Raw genomic sequence first — 21,974 nt, 5'->3', positions numbered from 1 at the left:
CCGGCCGGGGGGTGTCGGGGGCGGGAGGGTCCGGGTTAGCGTGCCGTCGTGATGAGTGACGGAGTGCAGATGCGGGGCGTCCGGATCGAGGACGCCGCCGGCCTGGCCGACGTACTGCGGCGCAACCGCACCTACATGGCGCCCTTCGAGCCGTACCGCGACGAGCGGTTCTACACCGAGGCCGGCCAGCGCGACCGGATCGCCGGCCTGCTCGCGGAGCGGGACGGCGGACGCACCGTGCCGTTGGTCCTCGTCGCCGGGGACGTCCCCGTCGGCGGGATCAACCTCGGCTCCATCGCCCTCGGGCCGCTGCGCAGCGGCGGCGTCGGCTACTGGATCGACGAGGCCTGGGCCGGGAAGGGACTGGCCACCGCCGCCGTCGAGGAGGTCTGCCGGATCGCCCGCGACGAGCTGGGCCTGCACCGGGTCGAGGCGGGCACGCTCGTCGACAACCTGGCCTCGCAGCGGGTGTTGGCGAAGACCGGCTTCGAGCAGTACGGCCTCGCCCCCCGGTTCCTCCACATCGACGGAGCCTGGCGCGACCACCGTCTCTTCCAACGGATCCTGCACGACGAGCCGCCCGCCCTCTAGCCGCTTCGGCGGTGTGCGGGCACTCTGGGGAGGCGGCCCACGGCAACCGAGGCGGTGACCGGTATGTGGTTCGACTCCGGGAGGGTCTGCCTGGACCTGCTGGCCACCTTCGACGCCCCTCGGCACGCCGAGGGAATCCTCGACGGCGACGAGCTGCGCCTGTGGCTCGTCGGGGCCGGGCTGGTGCCCGACCGGACGCCGCTGGGCCGGCTGGGGCCCGACTGGGTGGAGGCCTTCCGGGCCTTGCGCGCCGACGTGGAGAGCCTCGTACGGGCCGAACTGGCCGGCGCCGGGCCCGACGAGGGGGCGCTCGCCCGGGTCAACGCGGCGGCCGCCGGTCCACCCCCGGGACTGTGTGCCGTTCGGGACCAGGAGGGCCGACTCGTACGGGAGTTGTGCGGGGGAGTGGAGTGCCCGGGGCTGCTGGCGGCGGTGGCCCGCGACGCCGTCGAACTGCTGACCGACCCCGGAGACCGGGCGCTGCTGCGGGCCTGCGAGGGCGAGGGCTGCGCCCGGGTCTACCTCGACACCTCGCGGGGCCACCGGCGCCGCTGGTGCTCCAGCGAGTTGTGCGGGAACCGCGAACGCGTCGCCCGGCACCGGCGGCGGGTGCTCGCCGCCGGATCCGCCTGAGCGGTCCGCCGGCCGTCCGCCGGCCGGTCTTCGCCGCCCTCCGGACAGGGCCGTTCGTGTGATCCGCGGACGGTCCCGGAACGGGCGTGCGGACAAGGCCCTGGTTCGCGTACGGTTGACGGTCGCCCATGCACGTCAGAAAGGGGCCTTGGTGGCCGCGCAGAATGCCGCTGTCGACAGCACGGCGGATTCCGTCCGCGATCGGGAGATCGCGGTCGAGCAGACGCATCTCGATCACGTGTACCGACGCCTTGAGGAGAAGATCCACGAGGCGGAGTTCCTGATGAACGACGCCGCCAAACGCGGGCAGGTCGGCACGCCCGGCGCGCTCGCCGAGCGCGACGCGCAGGTCTTTCGCGCCGGGATCCACCTCAACCGCCTCAACAACGAGTTCGAGGACTTCCTCTTCGGCCGGATCGACCTCGTCCTCGGCAAGGACGGGGAACGCGGCCCGGACGGCGCGTACACCTCCGTCGAGCCGGCCGACGACGCGATTCGCGCCGATCTCACCGCCGACATCGCGGAGACCCTGCACATCGGGCGGATCGGTGTCCTCGACTCCGACTACGCGCCGCTCGTCATCGACTGGCGGGCGCCGGCGGCCGCGCCGTTCTACCGCTCGACGCCGAAGGAACCCGGCCGCGTCGTGCGCCGCCGGGTGATCCGCTCCAAGGGCCGCAAGGTGCTCGGCGTCGAGGACGACCTGATGCGCCCCGAGGTCACCGCCTCGCTCGACGGCGAGGAACTGCCCGCCATCGGCGACGGCGCCCTGATGGCGGCGCTCGGGCGGGCCCGTACGCACTCCATGCGGGACATCGTCTCGTCCATCCAGGCCGAGCAGGACCTGGTCATCCGGGCCCCCGCCGCCTCCGTCGCGGAGGTCGCCGGCGGCCCCGGCACCGGGAAGACGGCCGTGGCCCTGCACCGGGCCGCCTACCTGCTCTACCAGGACCGGCGGCGCTACTCCGGCGGCATCCTGATCGTCTCCCCGACCCCGCTGCTCGTCGCCTACACCGAGGGCGTGCTGCCCTCGCTCGGCGAGGAGGGGCAGGTCGCCATCAGGGCACTCGGCTCGCTCGTCGACGGGGCCGAGGCGACCACGTACGACGATCCGGCCGTGGCCCGCGTCAAGGGCTCCTCCCGGATGCTCAAGGTGCTGCGCAAGGCCGTACGGGGCGCCCTCGAACTCGGCGACGCCCCCGAGCGGCTGCGCGTGGTGGCCTTCGGCCGGCGCCAGGAGCTGGAGGCCGACGAACTGGAGCGGATCCGGCAGAACGCCCTCGGCGGCACCGCGCCGGTGAACCTGCTGCGCCCGCGCGCCCGCAAGCTGCTGCTGGACGCCCTGTACGCGAAGTCCGGTGCGAACGGCCGGCACAGCGACCCGGAACTCGCCGCCGAGCTGCGGTCCGCCTTCGACGAGGACATCTCGACGGAGGACGCCTTCATCGACTTCCTGAACGCCTGGTGGCCCGAGCTGACCCCGCGCGGGGTGCTGGCCTCGATGGCCGACGAACGCAGGCTCGGACGCTGGTCGCGCCGGGACCTGAACCCCCGCGAGGCGCGCCGGTTGGCCCGCTCGCTGCGCCGGGTCGGTCCGGACGGCAAGGGTCCGCTGTCGGTGCACGACGTCGCGCTGCTCGACGAGCTCCAGCAACTGCTCGGGGCGCCCGCGCGACCCAAGCGGAAGCGCGAGCTGAACCCGCTGGACCAGCTGAGCGGGCTGGAGGAGTTGATGCCGACCCGCGAGGAGACCCAGTGGGAGCGGGCCGAGCGGCTCGCGGCGGAGCGCACCGAGTACGCGCACGTCATCGTCGACGAGGCGCAGGACCTGACGCCGATGCAGTGGCGGATGGTGGGCCGCCGGGGCCGGCACGGCACCTGGACGGTCGTCGGCGACCCGGCGCAGTCCTCCTGGACGGATCCGCAGGAGGCGGCGGCGGCCCGCGACGAGGCCCTGGGGTCCCGGCCGCGCCGACGCTTCACGCTGACCGTGAACTACCGCAACCCCGCCGAGGTCGCCGAGGTGGCCGCCCGGGTGCTGAAACTGGCCATGCCGGGGATGGAACCGCCGACCGCGGTGCGCTCGACGGGGCTGGAGCCCCGCTTCACGGCCGCCCCGGGCGATCTGGGCGAGAGCGTCCGGGAAGAGACCCGACGGCTGCTGGAACAGGTGGACGGCACGGTGGGCGTGGTCGTGGCCATGGACCGGCGGGCGGAGGCGGCCGGATGGCTGGCCGACCTGGGCGAACGCGCGGTCGCGCTGGGCAGCCTGGAGGCGAAGGGGCTGGAGTACGACGCCACCGTCGTGGTGTCCCCGGCCGAGATCGCGGACGAGTCCGAGGCGGGGCTGAGGGTGCTGTACGTGGCCCTGACGCGCGCCACGCAGCAGCTGACGGTGGTCTCGGCCGAGCGCGACACCCCCGACGGGGTCGGCGTCCCGACGTTGCTGCGTCCGTAGGACCCGTCGTCGGGTCTCGTCCGGCCCGCGGGCCGGACGAGACCCGAGTCCCGGTGGGCGTGCCCGCAGGGGCGATGGGCCGTTTGGCCCGCGACCAGGGGTGTGGTCCAAGAGTCAAGTGCCTGGAGGGGGGTCGCTTCCGGCGATCCTTTGTTAGCCTGGGTACGGCACCGACTCGATCCAAGCCCCCGGGCCCAACCTTCGTCGCTCAGAGCGACCACTTGCCGCGAGGCGAGCATGGCGGGTCGGTGTCATCTACGTGAAGAACAGGTCTGCCCCGGCACTTCGGTGCCGGGGCAGACCTGTTTTGCGTGGCCGGAAACCCTTCCCGGAGTCCTGCATATCTCGTATGGTGGAAGTGTCTTTCCGAAATTTGTAGCTGGTTACCTTTTACCGGCTGGTAGGTGGGACGATCGGACAAGAGGTCCCGCCGCACCCGCCGTGCGCCGGGGCCCTGTGTACAGAAAAACCAGGGACAGAAGAGGAACACGGCCATGGCAACGGCGCCCAGCGTCTCGTACTCGATGACGGTCCGCCTGGAAGTGCCCGCGAGCGGTACCGCGGTCTCCCAGCTGACCACCGCCGTGGAGTCTTCCGGAGGATCCGTCACCGGCCTCGACGTGACCGCATCGGGTCACGAGAAGCTCCGTATCGACGTCACCATCGCCGCGACCTCCACCGCGCACGCCGACGAGATCGTCGAGAAGCTGCGCGGGATCGAGGGCGTCAGCCTGGGCAAGGTCTCCGACCGAACCTTCCTGATGCACCTCGGCGGCAAGATCGAGATGGCGTCCAAGCACCCCATCCGCAACCGTGACGACCTGTCGATGATCTACACCCCGGGCGTGGCCCGCGTGTGCATGGCCATCGCCGAGAACCCCGAGGACGCGCGGCGCCTCACCATCAAGCGCAACTCCGTCGCAGTCGTGACGGACGGCTCCGCAGTGCTGGGCCTGGGCAACATCGGCCCCATGGCCGCGCTGCCCGTCATGGAGGGCAAGGCGGCCCTCTTCAAGCGGTTCGCCGGCATCGACGCGTGGCCGATCTGCCTCGACACCCAGGACACCGACGCGATCGTCGAGATCGTCAAGGCCATCGCTCCCGGCTTCGCGGGCATCAACCTGGAGGACATCTCCGCGCCGCGCTGCTTCGAGATCGAGGCCCGCCTGCGCGAGGCCCTCGACATCCCCGTCTTCCACGACGACCAGCACGGCACCGCCATCGTCGTCCTGGCCGCCCTCACCAACGCACTGCGCGTGGTGGGCAAGGCAGTTGGCGACGTCAAGGTCGTCATGTCGGGCGCCGGCGCGGCCGGTACGGCCATCCTCAAGCTGCTCCTCGCGGCGGGTGTGAAGAACGCCGTCAGCGCCGACATCCACGGTGTCGTGCACGCCGGGCGCCCCGACCTCGTCGACGCGGCGGTCGACTCCCCGCTGCGTTGGATCGCGGACAACACCAACCCCGAGGGCTACACGGGCACCCTGAAGGAGGCCGTGGTCGGAGCCGACGTCTTCATCGGCGTCTCCGCCCCGAACGTCCTGAACGGCGACGACGTGGCGGCCATGGCGGAGGGCGCCATCGTGTTCGCGCTCGCGAACCCGGACCCCGAGGTCGACCCCGCGGTCGCCCGTCAGACGGCCGCCGTCGTGGCCACCGGACGGTCCGACTTCCCCAACCAGATCAACAACGTCCTGGTCTTCCCGGGCGTCTTCCGCGGCCTGCTGGACGCCCAGTCCCGCACCGTGAACACGGACATGATGCTGGCCGCCGCGAGCGCGCTCGCGGACGTGGTCGGCGAGGACGAGCTGAACGCGAACTACATCATCCCGTCCGTCTTCAACGACAAGGTCGCGGGCGCGGTCGCCGGAGCGGTCCGCAAGGCCGCCTCCGGGGCGTGAACACGGCTGTGACGGCCCTCACGGCCCCCTGATACCGGCGCGTCGCGAGATGCGGGCCCGCCCGGCCACCTCTAGGGTTGCGGGGATGCCGGCGTGGCCCGCGGTCCGCATCCACCCGAACCATCGGATGCGGACGGAGCGTCACCGCGGCGTGACAGTGGCGCTTTTCGTGTGACCCTGGCGGGTGCCGGATTGGCTTTCCCGCCGCTGGTGGGGGCAGGATGCGTAACCGGGCGAGAGGGTCTGACGTTCAGACCCGGGTCCGGGGACTGTCCTAGGGCCCTGGCAGCATCGGCTTCGATCTCACGCCTCTAAGGCACGTTGAACACGGGAGTACAACATGAACCGCAGTGAGCTGGTGGCCGCTCTGTCCGAGCGCGCCGAGGTGACCCGCAAGGACGCCGACGCCGTTCTGGCCGCGCTCGCCGAGACCGTCGGCGAGATCGTCGCCAAGGGCGACGAGAAGGTCACCATCCCCGGCTTCCTGACCTTCGAGCGCACCCACCGTGCCGCTCGCACCGCGCGCAACCCGCAGACCGGCGACCCCATCCAGATCCCGGCCGGCTACAGCGTGAAGGTCTCCGCGGGCTCCAAGCTCAAGGAAGCCGCCAAGGGCAAGTAGTCCCGCCCTTGTGCCGAGGGCCGCACCGGCCCTCGGGACGGCAGCAGTGAACACGAAAGCCGAAGGGCGGCCACCCCACCGGGGTGGCCGCCCTTCGGCCTGTCCAGGGCCCCCTGAGGGGCCCTGGGGCGCTTCTGTCAGACGAGGTCGCCGTTGGGCAGCTCGACCTTGGCTCCCAGCTCCATGAGCTTCTCCATGAAGTTCTCGTAGCCGCGGTTGATCAGGTCGATGCCGTGGACGCGCGAGGTGCCCTCGGCGGCCAGCGCCGCGATCAGGTACGAGAACCCGCCGCGCAGGTCGGGGATGACCAGATCGGCGCCCTGCAGCTTGGTGGGGCCGGAGACGACCGCCGAGTGCAGGAAGTTGCGCTGGCCGAAACGGCACGCCGAACCGCCCAGGCACTCGCGGTACAGCTGGATGTGAGCACCCATCTGGTTCAGCGCCGAGGTGAAACCGAGCCGGGACTCGTAGACCGTCTCGTGGACGATCGACAGGCCCGAGGCCTGCGTCAGGGCCACGACCAGGGGCTGCTGCCAGTCGGTCTGGAAGCCCGGGTGGACGTCGGTCTCCAGCGCGATGGCCTTCAGCGGGCCGCCCGGGTGCCAGAAGCGGATGCCCTCGTCGTCGATCTCGAAGGCACCGCCGACCCGCCGGAAGGTGTTCAGGAACGTCATCATCGAGCGCTGCTGCGCTCCGCGGACGTAGATGTTGCCGCGGGTCGCCAGGGCCGCGGAAGCCCACGAGGCGGCCTCCAGGCGGTCCGGGAGCGCCTTGTGGTTGTAGCCGGTGAGCTCGTCCACGCCGGTGATCCGGATGGTCCGGTCGGTGTCGACGGAGATGATCGCGCCCATCTTCTGCAGCACGCAGATGAGGTCTTCGATCTCGGGCTCGACGGCCGCGTTGCTCAGTTCGGTGACGCCCTCGGCGAGGACGGCCGTCAGCAGCACCTGCTCGGTCGAACCGACGGACGGGTACGGCAGCCGGATCTTGCAACCGCGCAGACGCTGCGGGGCCTCCAGGTACTGGCCGCCCTCGCGCTTCTCGATGGTCGCGCCGAACTGGCGGAGCACGTCGAAGTGGAAGTCGATCGGCCGGCCGCCGATGTCACAGCCACCGAGGCCGGGGATGAAGGCGTGGCCGAGACGGTGCAGCAGCGGACCGCAGAACAGGATCGGGATCCGGGAGGACCCCGCGTGGGCGTCGATGTCGGCGACGTTCGCGCTCTCGACGTACGTGGGGTCGAGGACCAGTTCGCCCGGCTCCTCGCCGGGGCGGACGGTCACGCCGTGGAGCTGGAGCAGACCGCGCACGACCCGGACGTCACGGATGTCGGGAACGTTGCGCAGTCGGCTGGGGGTGCTGCCGAGCAGAGCGGCCACCATGGCCTTCGGCACGAGGTTCTTCGCGCCGCGGACACGGATCTCGCCCTCGAGCGGGGTACCGCCGTGGACAAGCAGGACATCGTCAGTGCCGGTCATGGATCTCGCGTTCCGGAGTGGGGTGGGCGGGGGGCCAGTGAAAAGGGTAAGGGTCGCCACCCCCTTGTTTGTATGGCTGACGCGGCCGTAGGACTGTCATGAATTCGGCACAACACACTCTGTTGCCGCATCGTGGCGGAGTGTCGCGTTCCGGGTCGGTTCGGGAAGCGCGCCCCCGTCCGCCGCCGTGCGCCCTGAGCTGCGCGTGATCCGATGAGTCCGCCGGCTCCCCCCGAAGGGCGAATGTGCGAGATCATGTCGGCATGACCGAGGTGTCCTCCCTCACAGGGCGGTTGCTCGTGGCCACCCCCGCCCTCGCGGACCCGAATTTCGACCGCGCGGTGGTGCTGCTGCTCGACCACGACGAGCAGGGTTCGCTCGGCGTCGTCCTCAACCGGCCCACGCCGGTGGGCGTCGTCGACATCCTGCTGCCCTGGGCGCCGCTGGCCGGCGCCCCCGGGGTGGTGTTCCAGGGCGGGCCGGTGGGCCTGGACTCGGCCCTCGGCATCGCCGTGATCCCCGGCGAGGAGGGGCCGCTGGGGTGGCGTCGGGTGCACGGGGCGATCGGGTTGGTCGACCTGGAGGCCCCGCCCGAGTTGTTGGCCGCCGCCCTCGGTGGCCTGCGCATCTTCGCGGGCTACTCCGGATGGGGACCCGGCCAACTGGAGGACGAGCTGGGCGGCGGGGCCTGGTACGTGGTGGACTCCGAGCCGGGCGACATCTCCTTCCCGGACCCCGAACGGCTGTGGAGGGCGGTGCTCCGCCGCCAGCGCAGCGAGCTGGCGATGATCGCCACCTATCCGGACGACCCGTCGCTCAACTGAGCCGCGCGGGGGTCGGTACCCTGGCTTTCATGAGCACTCTTGAGCCCGAGCGCGGGACTGGTACGGGGACCCTCGTAGAGCCGACGCCGCAGGTGTCCCACGGCGACGGCGACCACGAGCGCTTCGCCCACTACGTCCAGAAGGACAAGATCATGGAGAGCGCGCTCGGCGGTACGCCCGTCGTCGCCCTCTGCGGCAAGGTCTGGGTCCCGGGACGGGACCCGAAGAAGTACCCCGTCTGTCCCATGTGCAAGGAGATCTACGAATCCATGGGCGCCGGCGGCGACAAGGACAAGGGCGGCAAGGACAAGTAGTCCGGGCCGTTCGTCCCGAACCACGCAGGACCGAGGTCCCCGGTCGCGCCACCGTGCGCCGGGGACCTTTTGCGCGCTCGGCAGGAAAGCTAGGGTCGGCCGGGCAAGCGCCATGTGGAACGCGCGTTGCGCATGACGCAACGGCATGTTCGTGGAGGTCCCGCCCGTGCCCGACCTGATTCCGGAGCCGCGGTACGCGCGCTTCACGACCGCCGACGAGTGCGAGCTGACCGACCCGGTGCTCGTGGCGCCCCCGGGCACGGAGGGCGCCGCCCGCCGACTGCGCGCCGAACTGGGCGCGGCCACCGGCTGGGAACTGCCCGCGCCGGTCGCGGGCGCGGCGCACGCCGGTCGCACGGTGATCCGGCTCGCGCTGCGCCCCGAGATCGCCGGAGCCGGCGCCGAGTCGTACGAGGTGCACGTCACCCGCGACCTGGTCCTCCTCGAAGGCGGCGACCCGGCGGGCCTCCACTGGGCGGTGCAGACGCTGCGCCAGTTGCTCGGCCCCGACGCGTACCGACGCGCGCCCGCCGCGCCCGACCGCGCCTGGCGGCTGCCGGTCGGCGACCTCGCCGACGGCCCCCGGTTCGGCTGGCGCGGCCTGATGCTCGACGTCGCCCGGCACTTCATGCCCAAGGACGGGGTGCTGCGCTACATCGACCTGCTCGCCGCCCACAAGCTGAACGTGCTGCACCTGCACCTGACGGACGACCAGGGCTGGCGCGTCGAGATCAAGCGGTACCCCCGGCTCACCGAGGTCGGCGCCTGGCGGTCGCGCAGCCGCTGGGGGCACCGGGCGTCACCGCTGTGGAACGAGACCCCGCACGGCGGCTTCTACACCCAGGACGACATCCGCGAGATCGTCGCGTACGCCGCCGAGCGGCACGTGCGGGTCGTCCCCGAGATCGACGTGCCCGGCCATTCGCAGGCCGCCATCGCCGCGTACCCCGAACTGGGGAACACCGACGTCGTGGACACCGCCGCGCTCGGGGTCTGGGACGACTGGGGGGTCTGTGAGAACGTACTGGCCCCCACCGAGGCCGTACTGCGGTTCTACGAGGGCGTCTTCGAGGAACTGCTGGAACTGTTCCCGGCGGAGGTCTCGCCCTTCGTGCACGTGGGCGGCGACGAATGCCCCAAGGCGCAGTGGCGCGCCTCCCGGGCCGCGCGGGCCAGGATCCGGGAACTGGGCGTGGACGGGGAGGACGGGCTCCAGGCCTGGTTCATCCGGCACTTCGACGGCTGGCTCGCCGAGCGCGGCCGACGGCTGATCGGCTGGGACGAGATCCTGGAGGGCGGACTGGCGCCGGGCGCGGCGGTGTCCTCCTGGCGCGGGTACGCGGGCGGCATCGCCGCCGCCGAGGCCGGCCACGACGTGGTGATGTGCCCCGAGCAGCAGGTGTACCTGGACCACCGTCAGGCGCCGGGCGAGGACGAGCCGATGCCGATCGGCTACGTCCGCTCGCTCGCCGACGTGTACCGGTTCGAGCCGGTACCGCCGAAGTTGTCGCCGGAGGCGGCGGCCCACGTGCTGGGCGCGCAGGCCAACATGTGGACCGAGGTGACGGAGAACCAGAGCCGGGTCGACTACCAGGTGTTCCCGCGCCTGGCCGCGTTCGCCGAGGTGGTCTGGTCGCGCCTTCCGAAGCCCGCGGAACGGGACTGGGCGGGGTTCGAGGCGCGCATGACGACGCACTACGCGCGGCTGGACGCCCTCGGGGTCGACTACCGGCCGCCCGGCGGCCCGTTGCCCCGGCAGCGACGCCCCGGGGTGCTCGGGCGCCCGATCGACGGCGAGCCCCCGATCGTGTGACTCAGGCAACCGACGCAGCGTTTGAAGTCCTTTGGAACTCTTTCCCGATTTAGGTCGATACGGACACAAGTGCGCGGTGCCGGCGGGCCGGACCCCGGCATCGCGCGTCCGGCCGACCCTCGCGCCGGCCGGTGCGGAACATGTGCCAGAGTTGCCACGTCCCGGCGGTGAGGACGTACCGTACGGCGGACAGGCGTGAGCGCCGGGACCGGGACATCGGGAAGGGGCAGCCGGGTTGACCACGCACGCACCGCACTCACCGCATTCATCTCAGGGGCCTCAGGGCCCCCGGGCGGCGCAGTCCGTGACGCTGCCGACCTCGCTCGACGAGGCCGTGGCGGCGCTCACCGCCATGCCCGCGGCCGTGCCCGTCGCCGGCGGCACCGACCTGATGGCTGCCGTCAACACCGGACTGCTGCGACCCGCCGCGCTGGTCGGCCTCGGCCGGATCAACGAGATCCGCGGCTGGCAGTACCAGGACGGCCACGCGCTGCTCGGCGCCGGCCTCACCCACGCCCGGATGGGCAGGCCCGACTTCGCCGCCCTGATCCCCGCGCTGGCCGCCGCCGCCCGCGCCGCCGGACCGCCGCAGATCCGCAACGCGGGCACCCTCGGCGGGAACATCGCCACGGCCGCCCCCACGGGCGACGCCCTGCCCGTCCTGGCGGCGCTGGAGGCGGTGCTGATCATCGTCGGCCCGCCCGCCCTCGGCGACTCCGGGGTGTCCCGGCGGGAGATCCCGGTCTCCCACCTGCTGGCCGGCCGCGAGATGCTCCGCCCGGGCGAACTGATCGGTTTCGTACGGGTTCCCCTGCTGCACGCGCCGCAGGTGTTCCTGAAGGCCACGGGACGTACGGGCCCCGGGCGCGCGGTAGCCTCCGCGGGGCTCGTGCTGGACCCCGCGCGCCGCGGAGTGCGCTGCGCCATCGGCGCGGTCGCCCCGATGCCCCTGAGGCCGCTGGAGGCCGAACAGTGGGTGGCCTCGTTGATCGACTGGGACGGGGACCGCAGCCTGGCCCCCGAGGCGCTGGAGGCCTTCGGCGAGTACGTCGCCGCGGCCTGCGTGCCCGACCAGGGAGAACCGGTGGCTGCCGGAGTGCTGCACCTGCGGCGGACGGTGGCCGTGCTGGCACGGAGGGCCCTGGGGAGGGCACTGAGCACATGAGTGAGAACGAGAACGTGAGCGGAACGACCGGGAGCACCGGGCACGCGCAGGCCGGCTGGGGCTGGGAACCGGTGCCGCACGGCGGCGAAATGGACTCCGAAGCCACGGCCTTCGTGAAACTGCCGCAGGAGATGCTGGACGCGCTCGACAACCGGGAGCCGCTGGCGGCCCCCGGGCACGGGTACGTGCCGCCGCCGATGATCGTGCCCCTGGGCTCCGGCTCGGCCGACCCCTCGGCCACCGGGACCTGGACGATGCCGGTCCAGTGGCCCGAGGCGGGAACGGGCGCGACGGGCCAGGACGGCTCCGTACACGGTTCCGCGCCGGGTTCCGCGGCCGGCCAGGCGCCCGCGCGGGGCCCGATCCCGGCCTCGATCCCGCTGCCCCCGTCCGTGGCCGCCGTCTTCGGCGCGACCGGCCGGGACCAGGCGCCGGCGGATCCCGCCGAGACGCCCGGAAACCCCGACCCCGCCGACACCGCCGAGTGGCGGTTCCCCGACGCGACGCAGTCCGGCGACGGCCGCGACACCGGCCAGTGGACGCTGCCCGGCGGTCCGCCCGCCGCCGACTGGAGCCAGGCCCCGGCGACCCTGCCGGGCGGCGCGGCCGCCCCCTGGGCGACGCCCGTGTACGACGCCTCGCTGAGCTCGGGGATGCTCCCGGGCACCTTCCAGGGCGAGGACGGGGGAGCCGCACGGCACGGCGGCCCCGTCGGCGGCCCTCCCGGTCGCGGCCCCAGGGTGCTGGGCGGCCCCGGCGTGGGCACCCCGCTCCCCGACCCCGAGCCGGTCACCCATCCGGCCCCGGACATCGACGCCGCCCACGGCCCGGCACAGACGCCGGTCGAGGGCGAACGACCGCGCCCCGCGGGCACGGAGGCCGGCCCGGGCGACGGACACGGATTCACCCGGACGGACCGGCCCGCCGGCGGGCCGTCGCCCACCGACGGGCGCGGTTTCGCGGTGGACGCCGCTGGTCTTGCCACGGACGGGCGCGGTTTCGTCGTGGATGACCGCGATGGTCTCGCCACGGATGGACGCGGTTTCGCGGTGGACGCCGCTGGTCTTGCCACGGACGGGCGCGGTTTCGTCGTGGATGACCGCGATGGTCTCGCCACCGACGGGCGCGGTTTCGCGGTGGATGCCGGTGGTCTTGCCACCGACGGGCGCGGGCTGGACGTGGTCGGGCCGGAGTCCGAGCCCGGGGAGGGGCGCGTGGACGCCCCGGCCGGGCCGGAGGCCACCGACGGGCACGGGCTCGTGTTCATCGAGCCCGAGCAGGAGTCCGCCGGTGGTCGCGCCGAAGCCACCGCGCCGGGCGTGCCGGTCGAGGGCGCCCCGGACAGCGCCGTGGCACCGCCGGACGCGGGCGACCCCGCCGGTGTTCCGCTCGGGGAGACGACGTACGAGGAAGAGAACGCGGGGGCCGACGCCCATCACGAGCACCCGCTGGCTTCCTACGTCCTGCGCGTCAACGGGGCCGACCGTCCCGTCACCGGCGCCTGGATCGGCGAGTCGCTGCTGTACGTGCTGCGTGAGCGGCTCGGCCTCGCCGGAGCCAAGGACGGCTGCTCGCAGGGCGAGTGCGGGGCCTGCGCCGTGCAGGTGGACGGCCGGCTCGTCGCGTCCTGCCTGGTGCCCGCCGCGACGGCCGCGTCCAGCGAGGTCCGGACGGTCGAGGGGCTCGCCACGGACGGGGAACTCTCCGACGTACAGGAAGCGTTGTGCAGGTCGGGCGGGGTGCAGTGCGGGTTCTGCATCCCCGGCATGGCCATGACCATCCATGACCTGCTGGAAGGCAACCACGCGCCGAGCGAGCTGGAGACGCGCCAGGCGCTCTGCGGCAACCTCTGCCGCTGCTCCGGCTACAAGGGCGTCATCGAGGCCGTCCGCGAGGTCGTCTCCGAGCGCGAGGCGACCGCCGCCGGCGGGACCGGTACCGGCTCCGGAAACGGCCCCGGTACCGGCTCCGCATCCGGTACCGGCTCCGGCTCGGAGACGCGCATTCCGCACCAGGCGTCGCCCGGCGAGGGCGGCATCCACTCCAACGGAGGCACGGCGTGAGCGGGCAGGACGCGGCCACCGCGACGAGCACGGCCACCGTGACGACGGCCCCCGGCCCCGGAGCGGAGGAGGGGCAGGAACCGCTGCGCGGGATCGGAGCCTCCGTCCCGTCCGCCGACGCCCGGGCCAAGACCGGCGGCACGTACCCCTACGCCGCCGACCTGTGGGCCGAAGGCCTGCTGTGGGCGGCCATACTGCGCTCCCCGCACGCCCACGCCCGCATCCTCTCCGTCGACACCACGGCCGCCGCCGCCATGCCGGGCGTCCGCGCCGTCGTCACCCACGCCGACGTCCCCGGCGCCACCACCCACGGCCGCCGCATCGCCGACCGGCCCGTCTTCGCACACGACATCGTCCGCCACCACGGCGAACCCATCGCCGCCGTGGCCGCCGACCACCCCGACACCGCCCGCCTCGCGGCCGCCGCCATCACCGTCGAGTACGAACCGCTCGACGCGATCACCGACCCCGAGCAGGCCTTCGGCGCCCCCGCCCTGCACCCCGACGGCAACCTGATCCGGCACATCCCGCTGCGCTACGGCGACCCGGACGCGACCGGCGAGGTCGTCGTCGAGGGCCTGTACCTCATCGGCCGCCAGGACCCGGCGCCCATCGGCGCCGAGGCCGGACTCGCCGTACCGCGCCCCGACGGCGGCGTGGAGATCTACACCGCCTCCACCGACCCGCACACCGACCGCGACCTGGCCGCCGCCTGCTTCGGGCTGGAGCCCGACCGGGTACGGATCGTCGTCACCGGAGTCCCCGGCGCGACCGCCGACCGCGAGGACCCCGCTTTCCAACTGCCGCTCGGCCTGCTGGCCCTGCGCACCGGCTGCCCCGTCAAACTGGCCGCCACGCGTGAGGAGTCCTTCCTCGGCCACGCCCACCGACACCCGACGCTCCTGCGCTACCGCCACCACGCGGACGCGGAGGGCCGGCTGGTCAAGGTCGAGGCGCAGATCCTGATGGACGCGGGCGCGTACGCCGACTCGTCCTCGGAATCGCTGGCCGCCGCCGTGGCCTTCGCGTGCGGCCCGTACGTCGTCCCGCACGCCTTCGTCGAAGGCTGGGTGGTGCGCACGAACAACCCGCCGTCGGGCCACGTGCGCGGCGAGGGCGCCATGCAGGTGTGCGCCGCCTACGAAGGCCAGATGGACAAGCTCGCGGCCGCCCTCGGCATCGACGGCGCCGAGCTGCGCATGCGCAACGTCCTGGCCACCGGCGACCTCCTGCCCACCGGCCAGACGGTCACCTGCCCCGCGCCGGTCGCCGAACTCCTGCGCGCGGTACGCGACCACCCGCTGCCGTCCCTCCCGAAGGACACCCCCGAGGACGAGTGGCTGCTGCCCGGCGGCCCGGAAGGCGCCGGCGAACCGGGCGCGGTCCGGCGCGGCGTCGGGTACGGCGTCGGCATGGTCCACATGCTCGGCGCCGAGGGCACCGACGAGGTCTCCACCGCCACCGTGAAGGTCGTGGACGGCGCGGCCACCGTCATCTGTGCGGCCGTCGACACCGGCCAGGGCTTCACCACGCTCGCCCGACAGATCGTCCAGGAGGTCCTCGGCGTCGACGAGGTCGTGACGGCCCCCGTCGACACCGACCAGCCGCCGGCCGGGCCCGCCGCGCACGGGCGACACACGTGGGTGTCGGGCGGCGCCGTGGAACGCGCGGCGAAGATGGTCCGTACCCAACTCCTCCAGCCGATGGCGCACAAGTTGGGCATGTCCACCGAACTCCTCCAGATCACGGACGGCCGGATCACGTCGTACGACGGAGCGTTCTCCACCACCGTCGCCGAGGCGATAGAGGGCAAGGAACTCTGGGCCACGGCCCAGTGCCGCCCCCACCCCACCGAACCCCTCGACGCCGACGGCCAGGGCGACGCCTTCGTCGGGCTCGCGTTCTGCGCGATCCGGGCGGTGGTGGACGTGGACGTCGAGCTGGGCTCCGTACGCGTCGTCGAACTCGCGGTCGCCCAGGACGTCGGCCGCATCCTCAACCCCCGCCAGCTCGAAGCCCGCATCGAGGCGGGCGTCACCCAGGGCGTGGGCGCGGCCCTGACGGAGAACCTCCGCTCGGTCGCGGGAGTCATCCGCCACCCCGACCTCACGGGTTACGCCCTGCCCACCGCGCTGGACGCCCCGGCGATCCGCATCGTCAAACTCGTCGAGGAACGCGACGTGGTGGCCCCCTTCGGAGCCAAGGCGGCGAGCGCCGTCCCCGTGGTGACCACCCCGGCGGCCGTGGCCTCGGCCGTCCGATCCGCCACCGGACGCCCGGTCAACAGGCTCCCGATCCGGCCATCCGCGGCGGTGGCGGCACCCAACTCCTGACCGCACGAAGCCCATTGCACGTGCAACCCCGGGGTTGGGGCTGTCGACGCCGGTCGCTAGAGTGACCGACGAGACTGCGCACGTGCGCGTGTGAGCGGGAGCGAACGGGGACGGGGAGCGGTGCCGACACCGCTCCCGCGGGGACAACGGGGAGTCGGGGAGACCGTCGTGGCATTGGATTACGGGCAGGGTGTGCCGGGACCGTACATCGGAGGACCCCCGCCGACGGCGGCGATGCGCATCGAGTACGAGACGCTGAACGGCTACAAGAACCTGGTCGACGACCTTCTCGAAAGGCTCGACGGCTCGGCGGCGGCGGACAAGAAGCTGGCCGACGGGACGCTGCCGGCCGGCGTGCTGGGGGAAGGGTTCCCGGCGGCCGCCCAGCTGCAGACCGCCTACACGACGGTGCACGAACAACTGGTGAACCTGTCGCGGGGGCTGGCGGCCCAGATCGAGGGCCTGGGCATCGCGATCCGAACGGCGGGCAAGGGCTTCGCGGGCATCGACGAGGAGACCCGCCGCCGGATGGCCGCGATCTCGGCGCAGGCGCACGAGGACTACGTCGCGGAACGGGACCCGCTGTACAAGGCACCGACGACGGGTGGCAAGGACTATCCGGGAGGGGGGAACTGATGCCGGGCTTCGGGGACTACACGCTCGAACAACTGATGGCGATGGTCGCGGACTTCAGCCCCGAGACGGTGGGGGAGCGGGGCACGGCGTTGGTCAAAGCCGCTGCGGACATCAAGTCGATCGGGGAGATCCTGAAGTCGCACAAGGTGTCCGGCTGGGAGGGCGAGGCCTCGACGGCCTTCCAGGACTGGGTGAGCCAGGCGGGCAGCGCGACGCTCCGCCTGAGCGAATACAGCGCCACCGGCGGCAAGTACATGGTGGAGGCCGGGCAGACCATGCGCGAGGTTCGGAAGGCCATGCCGAAGCGCGACGAAGTCGACCCGGAATTGGCCAATGTCGCGGCGGCCAAGGAATTCCACAACGACCCGGACGCGCAGCCGGTCGGTCGGGCGTCCTGGCGAAAGCTGGAGCTGCATCGCATGCGCGCCGTTCAGCAGTTGGAGAAGCTGACCACCTCGTACCAGCAGTCGGCGTACCAGATGAACGCGGCGGAGATCCCGACGTTCCCGCCGCCGCCGGCGAACTTTGTTCCTCGGGGTGTTGACGGTGTAGGGATCTATGGGGATTCAGGTGGCGGCTCCGGGGCTGGCGTGGCGGGAAGCTCGGCATACGGGACGCCGGGCCGTTCCGTCGCATCCTCGGAAGAACCCGGCGGCGTCGTTGTGGAACGGCCACAGTCCAATGGCAGCGTGAGCGCACCTTTGCTGCCAGGGCCGGGGAACAACCTGGTGTCATCTGCTCCTGAACGGAATGTCAATCTGGACCTCAATAACGTCGGGACTCTGCCGGACAAGACCCTGCCGACGGCCCCAGGGGGAACCGGGCCGGTGGGGCCCGGGGGAATCAATGTCACCCCCGCTCCGGCGATCCCGCCTGCGCCGTTTCCACCGGCCAGCGGCCTGGCGAAGCCCGGCGGTGGCCTTGGCCCCGTGAGGGGCGGGATGTTTCCCAGCGCGGGCGGTCTCACGGGCAAAGCCGGCGCTGTTGCAGGGCTGCCCACGCGTGATGCGGGCATCTTCGGCGGTCGGCCGATCTCTGGCGGTGGCCCCAGCGCGGGTATCCCGCGCGGCACGGTCATCGGCGCGGAAGGTGGCCAGACGGCCGGACGCGGCATGATGGGCGGCGGCATGGGTGGCGGCGCCGGAGGGCCTCACGGCGCATCAGGCGGATCTGTGGTCGGTCGCCGACTCGCCACAGAGCCCGGCGGTGTCGTCGGTGGGCGCCCACCAGCATCGGGCGGTCGCTCAGCGACCGGTGGTCAATCGTTCACGCAAGGTGGCTCCGGACTCGTGCGGGGCGCGGCCGGAGCCGGGCCGGTCGGCTCGATGGGGCATGGTGGCGCGGGTACTCAAAACCCAGGCAAGCGGCGTGACGGGCAGGGGGGCGAACGCCCCGACTATCTGACCGAGGACGAAGAGACCTGGCAGGGCGACCGTCGTGTTGTGCCGCCGGTCGTCGACTGAGCGGAACGGACGTTGCACGGGATGCGCATGCGTAAGGCGACCTCGGTTTTCGTGGGCCTGCTGTTGGCCGGGGTCGCTGCGGCCCCGGCCCATGCAGGCACCATTCGACAGGATCAGTGGCACCTCGATGTCATGAAGGCCAACGACATCTGGAAAGTGAGTACGGGCAAGGGAGTCACGGTTGCCGTCATTGACTCAGGGGTTGAGCCGCTGCCTGAGTTGGAAGGACAAGTTCTTCCCGGGAAGGACTTCGCACCGGAAAGCCTTGAGGGTGACGAGCGCACCGACTATGAAAGTCACGGCACGACTATGGCTGCCCTTATCGCGGCCACGGGTAAACGCCCAAATGGTGAAGGCGCTTTTGGACTTGCTCCTGGGGCCAAGATCCTTCCCATTCGTGTTCCGCACGAGGAGGATTTGAGTAGCCCTTCGTGGACCGCCGCAATCCGGTATGCCGCAGACTCGGATGCCAAAATTATCAACATCTCGTTGGCTACTCCCAAGGAGGATCCGGCGCGGATCGATGCGGTGAAGTACGCACTCGCCAAGGGTAAATTGATCTTTGCTGGCGTGGGGAATTATGGACATTCGACCAACGAGGTCCTCTACCCCGCCGCGACCCCGGGGGTGGTAGGAGTGGGCGCCGTGGATGTCAGGGGCGTCGCAACCAAAGAGTCCGAGCGCGGCCCCCAAGTGGACCTTTCCGCGCCTGGCATTGACATCGTCACCGGGTGCGCGGAAAAAACAGGGGTCTGTAAGAACCACGGCACCAGTGATGCCACCGCGCTCGCGTCGGCGTCGGCCGCACTCGTGTGGTCGGTGCATCCCGACTGGACCAACAATCAGGTGCTCCGGGTCCTGCTGAACACGGCGGGGAAGCCCGTCGATGGCGCAGAGCGCAATGACGGTATCGGCTACGGCGTCGTCCGCCCGCGGATTGCCGTGCCGACGCCCGGTGATCCCGGGCCGGCCGATGTGTATCCGTTGCCGGATCTCGCGGGTGCCGGGGCCGGCAAGGCGCCTTCCGGGGTGCCGGGTGCGAAGGCTTCCGAGTCGGCGAAGCCCGCGCCTGTTCCTCGGGCCGACGCGGGGGAGTCCGGCGGGGGGTTTCCGTGGCTCGCGTTGGGGTTGGGGGCTTGTGTGCTCATCGGCGGGGCCGTCGCGGCTGTCGTCGTGCGGCGCGCCAGGCATTGACGGGGTTGGCGGGGGTGGTGGGGGAGCACCGGCGGTTCTTGCGCGGGGCGGGTCCGGTGCTGGCCGGTCTGCTGTTGGCCGGGGTCGCTGCAACCCCGGCTCATGCGGAGACCATTCGCGAGAAGCAGTGGCACCTCGACGCCATGAAAGCGGATGAAATCTGGAAGATCAGTACCGGAAAGGGGGTGACGGTCGCTGTCATCGACAGCGGGGTGGATGACATCCCGGAACTTGAAGGTCAGGTCATTCCCGGAAAGAATCTCGCGACATCAAACGCTGGTGATGAGCGTACCGACCTGGAAGTGCACGGTACGACGATGGCTGCGTTGATCGCAGCGTCCGGAAAGCATCCAAGCGGTGACGGCGCCTTCGGCCTTGCGCCGGGTGCCAAGATTCTTCCCATCCGCGTACCGCACGAGTTCAACGCGACAGCACCCACATGGACCGAAGCGATCCGGTACGCGGCAGACTCAGAGGCCAAAATCATCAGCATATCGTTGGGTGCGGAACGAGATGATCCGGAGCGAGCTGAAGCAGTGAAGTACGCCTTGGCCAAGGGAAAATTGATCTTTGCCTCGGTTGGTAATGACGGAGATTCAACCAACCGTGCCGAGTTCCCGTCCGCGACGCCCGGTGTGGTGGGCATTGGTGCTGTGGATCCCAACGGTGCTGCAACGAAAGAATCGCAACACAACGCCTTTGTGGATCTTTCGGCGCCCGGCGTCGACATTGTCACGGCGTGCGGTGGCAAGACGGGACTCTGCAAGAACCACGGCACCAGCGACGCCACCGCCCTGGCTTCCGCGTCTGCCGCGCTGATCTGGTCCGCCCACCCCGACTGGACCAACAACCAGGTGCTCCGGGTCCTGCTCAACACTGCCGGGAAGCCCAAGGACGGTGTCGAGCGAAACGACTACGTCGGCTACGGCGTCGTCCGCCCGCGGATTGCCGTGCCGACGCCCGGTGATCCCGGGCCGGCCGATGTGTATCCGTTGCCGGATCTCGCGGGTGCCGGGGCCGGCAAGGCGCCTTCCGGGGTGCCGGGTGCGAAGGCTTCCGAGTCGGCGGAGCCCGCGCCTGTTCCTCGGGCCGACGCGGGGGAGTCCGGCGGGGGGCTTCCGTGGCTCGCGTTGGGGTTGGGGGCTTGTGTGCTCATCGGCGGGGCCGTCGCGGCTGTCGTCGTGCGGCGCGCCAGGCGTTGACGGGGTTGGTGGGGTTGGTGGGGGAGCACCGGCGGTTCTTGCGCGGGGCGGGTCCGGTGCTGGCCGGTCTGCTGTTGGTCGGGACTGCCGGGGCGCCGGCTCATGCGGAGACCATTCGCGAGAAGCAGTGGCACCTCACCGTGATGAAGGCGGCCGAGTTCTGGAAGGTCGGCACGGGCAAGGGCGTCACGGTGGCTGTCATCGACAGTGGTGTGGGACACGTGCCCGAGCTGGAGGGCCAGGTGCTGCCCGGTGTGGACCTCGCCGGGGGCAAGGTCGAGGGGGACGAGCGTACGGACCAGGACGGGCACGGTACGTCCATGGCCACGATCATCGCCGGTACGGGCCAGGCCTCCGGGGGCGAGGGGCTGTCCGGGGTCGCTCCGGGGGTGAGGATCCTGCCGATCAGGGTGCCTCGGGAGGACGCGCCGGGGGAGTCGTCCTGGGCGGCGGCGATCCGGCGCGCGGCCGACTCGGAGGCGAAGGTCGTCAACATCTCCATGTCCACGCCGACGGCCGACCCGGCGCGGGACGAGGCGGTGAAGTACGCCCTGTCCAAGGGCAAGTTGGTCTTCGCGGCCGTGGGCGAGGGGGAGATCACCGGTTCGAGCCGGGCCGCCATCGAGGCCAAGAAGCCGGGCGAACTTCGCTATCCGGCGGCCACTCCCGGTGTGGTGGGGGTCACCGCCGCCGATCAGGGCGGTAAGCCGACCGCGGAGTCGCTGACGGGACCCCAGGTCGACATGGCCGCGCCGGGCGTCGACATCCTCACGTCCTGCCGGGGCAAGGCGGGGTACTGCAAGAGCCACGGGACCGGTGAGGCCACCGCCGTCGCCTCCGCGTCTGCCGCCCTGCTCTGGTCCGCCCACCCCGACTGGACCAACAACCAGGTGCTCCGGGTCCTGCTCAATACCGCCGGCGCTCCCGTGGACGGTGCGGTGCGCAACGACGGGATCGGGTACGGGGTGGCCCGCCCCCGGATCGCGATGTCCACTCCGGGTTCCCCCGGACCGGCAGGCGTGTACCCGCTGCCCGATTTCGTCGCCGCGGCCGCGGCGATGTCGGCCGGTGACGATGGGCCGTCGGAGGAGTCGGGGCCGGACGAGGCGTCCGGGTTCCGCGCCATGGTGGGGTGGGTCGGGCTCGGCTTGGTAGGCGTGCTGATCGTCGGCGGGGCCGTCACCACCGTGCTCCGGCGGCGCGAGGGAAGCTGATCCGGCGCAGGAGCGGTGCCCGACCATGACGAAGGGCCGCCGGGGAACCAGGTTCCCGGGCAGCCCTTCGCAT

17 protein-coding genes are annotated in these 21,974 nt (G+C 71.8%); 16 read left to right on the top strand and 1 reads right to left on the bottom strand.

Annotated elements, in window-relative coordinates; all coding sequences use genetic code 11:
• The first annotated feature begins 51 nt into the window (after positions 1-51).
• The 5 genes from ACQEVM_RS30425 (at position 52) to ACQEVM_RS30405 (ending at position 6,202) form a co-directional block, all read left to right on the top strand.
• Positions 52-591, top strand: a complete 540-nt coding sequence (locus ACQEVM_RS30425) for a GNAT family N-acetyltransferase (protein WP_433084271.1) — start codon at positions 52-54, stop codon at positions 589-591.
• A gap of 63 nt (positions 592-654) precedes the next feature.
• The gene (locus ACQEVM_RS30420) at positions 655-1,224 is read left to right on the top strand and encodes a CGNR zinc finger domain-containing protein (RefSeq protein ID WP_433085481.1); all 570 of its coding nucleotides are present in this window, start codon (positions 655-657) and stop codon (positions 1,222-1,224) included.
• A gap of 151 nt (positions 1,225-1,375) precedes the next feature.
• Positions 1,376-3,682 carry a HelD family protein gene (locus ACQEVM_RS30415; RefSeq protein ID WP_433084269.1) on the top strand — a complete coding sequence of 769 codons (2,307 nt, stop codon included), beginning with the start codon at positions 1,376-1,378 and terminating at the stop codon, positions 3,680-3,682.
• A gap of 494 nt (positions 3,683-4,176) precedes the next feature.
• Complete coding sequence (locus ACQEVM_RS30410) at positions 4,177-5,580, top strand: NAD-dependent malic enzyme (protein WP_433084267.1); 1,404 nt, start codon at positions 4,177-4,179, stop codon at positions 5,578-5,580.
• A gap of 340 nt (positions 5,581-5,920) precedes the next feature.
• Positions 5,921-6,202 (top strand): HU family DNA-binding protein, encoded by a 282-nt coding sequence (locus tag ACQEVM_RS30405; protein WP_007264399.1) that lies wholly within the window; start codon positions 5,921-5,923, stop codon positions 6,200-6,202.
• Positions 6,203-6,339: 137 nt separating this feature from the next.
• On the opposite strand, the gene murA is transcribed toward ACQEVM_RS30405, so the two are convergent.
• Positions 6,340-7,680, bottom strand: a complete 1,341-nt coding sequence (murA, locus tag ACQEVM_RS30400; RefSeq protein WP_053679376.1) for a UDP-N-acetylglucosamine 1-carboxyvinyltransferase — start codon at positions 7,678-7,680, stop codon at positions 6,340-6,342.
• A 263-nt stretch (positions 7,681-7,943) separates the two neighbouring features.
• Here murA and ACQEVM_RS30395 point away from each other — a divergent pair, with 263 nt between their 5' ends.
• The 11 genes from ACQEVM_RS30395 to ACQEVM_RS30345 all read left to right on the top strand — a co-directional run bounded on the left by ACQEVM_RS30395 (position 7,944) and on the right by ACQEVM_RS30345 (position 21,901).
• The gene (locus tag ACQEVM_RS30395; RefSeq protein WP_351377241.1) at positions 7,944-8,504 is read left to right on the top strand and encodes a YqgE/AlgH family protein; all 561 of its coding nucleotides are present in this window, start codon (positions 7,944-7,946) and stop codon (positions 8,502-8,504) included.
• A 29-nt stretch (positions 8,505-8,533) separates the two neighbouring features.
• Positions 8,534-8,818 (top strand): DUF3039 domain-containing protein, encoded by a 285-nt coding sequence (locus tag ACQEVM_RS30390; protein ID WP_053679372.1) that lies wholly within the window; start codon positions 8,534-8,536, stop codon positions 8,816-8,818.
• Between the two features lie 145 nt (positions 8,819-8,963).
• On the top strand, positions 8,964-10,631 hold the full coding sequence (locus tag ACQEVM_RS30385; RefSeq protein WP_433084263.1) for a beta-N-acetylhexosaminidase: 1,668 nt from the start codon (positions 8,964-8,966) through the stop codon (positions 10,629-10,631).
• A 235-nt stretch (positions 10,632-10,866) separates the two neighbouring features.
• On the top strand, positions 10,867-11,796 hold the full coding sequence (locus ACQEVM_RS30380) for an FAD binding domain-containing protein (RefSeq protein ID WP_433084261.1): 930 nt from the start codon (positions 10,867-10,869) through the stop codon (positions 11,794-11,796).
• Positions 11,793-13,859, top strand: coding sequence for a 2Fe-2S iron-sulfur cluster-binding protein (locus ACQEVM_RS30375; protein WP_433084259.1), 2,067 nt, complete (start codon positions 11,793-11,795; stop codon positions 13,857-13,859). Before ACQEVM_RS30380 ends, ACQEVM_RS30375 begins: the two co-directional genes overlap by 4 nt.
• Positions 13,856-16,192 carry a xanthine dehydrogenase family protein molybdopterin-binding subunit gene (locus ACQEVM_RS30370; RefSeq protein ID WP_433084258.1) on the top strand — a complete coding sequence of 779 codons (2,337 nt, stop codon included), beginning with the start codon at positions 13,856-13,858 and terminating at the stop codon, positions 16,190-16,192. The genes ACQEVM_RS30375 and ACQEVM_RS30370 overlap by 4 nt, the downstream gene beginning before the upstream one ends.
• A gap of 168 nt (positions 16,193-16,360) precedes the next feature.
• The gene (locus ACQEVM_RS30365) at positions 16,361-16,828 is read left to right on the top strand and encodes a DUF2563 family protein (RefSeq protein ID WP_433084256.1); all 468 of its coding nucleotides are present in this window, start codon (positions 16,361-16,363) and stop codon (positions 16,826-16,828) included.
• Complete coding sequence (locus ACQEVM_RS30360; RefSeq protein ID WP_433084254.1) at positions 16,828-18,291, top strand: WXG100 family type VII secretion target; 1,464 nt, start codon at positions 16,828-16,830, stop codon at positions 18,289-18,291. Before ACQEVM_RS30365 ends, ACQEVM_RS30360 begins: the two co-directional genes overlap by 1 nt.
• Positions 18,292-18,312: 21 nt before the next feature.
• On the top strand, positions 18,313-19,485 hold the full coding sequence (mycP, locus tag ACQEVM_RS30355; protein WP_433084252.1) for a type VII secretion-associated serine protease mycosin: 1,173 nt from the start codon (positions 18,313-18,315) through the stop codon (positions 19,483-19,485).
• Between the two features lie 56 nt (positions 19,486-19,541).
• On the top strand, positions 19,542-20,687 hold the full coding sequence (gene mycP, locus ACQEVM_RS30350) for a type VII secretion-associated serine protease mycosin (protein ID WP_433084250.1): 1,146 nt from the start codon (positions 19,542-19,544) through the stop codon (positions 20,685-20,687).
• A 38-nt stretch (positions 20,688-20,725) separates the two neighbouring features.
• Entirely contained in the window at positions 20,726-21,901 is a 1,176-nt protein-coding gene (locus ACQEVM_RS30345) for a S8 family serine peptidase (RefSeq protein WP_433084248.1), read from the top strand.
• The last annotated feature ends 73 nt before the right edge of the window (positions 21,902-21,974 follow it).

Source organism: Streptomyces sp. CA-243310 (assembly GCF_050936775.1).
Taxonomy (GTDB): Bacteria; Actinomycetota; Actinomycetes; order Streptomycetales; family Streptomycetaceae; genus Streptomyces.
The sequence above is the reverse complement of the archived record's forward strand: the minus strand, read 5'-3'. Positions and strand labels throughout refer to the sequence as shown.

Excerpts from the sequence above, each read along its gene's own strand:
- ACQEVM_RS30425 (WP_433084271.1), top strand. The coding sequence starts at position 52 with ATGAGTGACGGAGTGCAGATGCGGGGCGTCCGGATCGAGGACGCCGCC.
- ACQEVM_RS30420 (WP_433085481.1), top strand. The coding sequence starts at position 655 with ATGTGGTTCGACTCCGGGAGGGTCTGCCTGGACCTGCTGGCCACCTTC.
- ACQEVM_RS30410 (WP_433084267.1), top strand. The coding sequence starts at position 4,177 with ATGGCAACGGCGCCCAGCGTCTCGTACTCGATGACGGTCCGCCTGGAA.
- ACQEVM_RS30405 (WP_007264399.1), top strand. The coding sequence starts at position 5,921 with ATGAACCGCAGTGAGCTGGTGGCCGCTCTGTCCGAGCGCGCCGAGGTG.
- murA (WP_053679376.1), bottom strand. The coding sequence starts at position 7,680 with ATGACCGGCACTGACGATGTCCTGCTTGTCCACGGCGGTACCCCGCTC.
- ACQEVM_RS30395 (WP_351377241.1), top strand. The coding sequence starts at position 7,944 with ATGACCGAGGTGTCCTCCCTCACAGGGCGGTTGCTCGTGGCCACCCCC.
- ACQEVM_RS30390 (WP_053679372.1), top strand. The coding sequence starts at position 8,534 with ATGAGCACTCTTGAGCCCGAGCGCGGGACTGGTACGGGGACCCTCGTA.
- ACQEVM_RS30385 (WP_433084263.1), top strand. The coding sequence starts at position 8,964 with ATGTTCGTGGAGGTCCCGCCCGTGCCCGACCTGATTCCGGAGCCGCGG.
- ACQEVM_RS30375 (WP_433084259.1), top strand. The coding sequence starts at position 11,793 with ATGAGTGAGAACGAGAACGTGAGCGGAACGACCGGGAGCACCGGGCAC.
- ACQEVM_RS30360 (WP_433084254.1), top strand. The coding sequence starts at position 16,828 with ATGCCGGGCTTCGGGGACTACACGCTCGAACAACTGATGGCGATGGTC.
- mycP (WP_433084252.1), top strand. The coding sequence starts at position 18,313 with ATGCGCATGCGTAAGGCGACCTCGGTTTTCGTGGGCCTGCTGTTGGCC.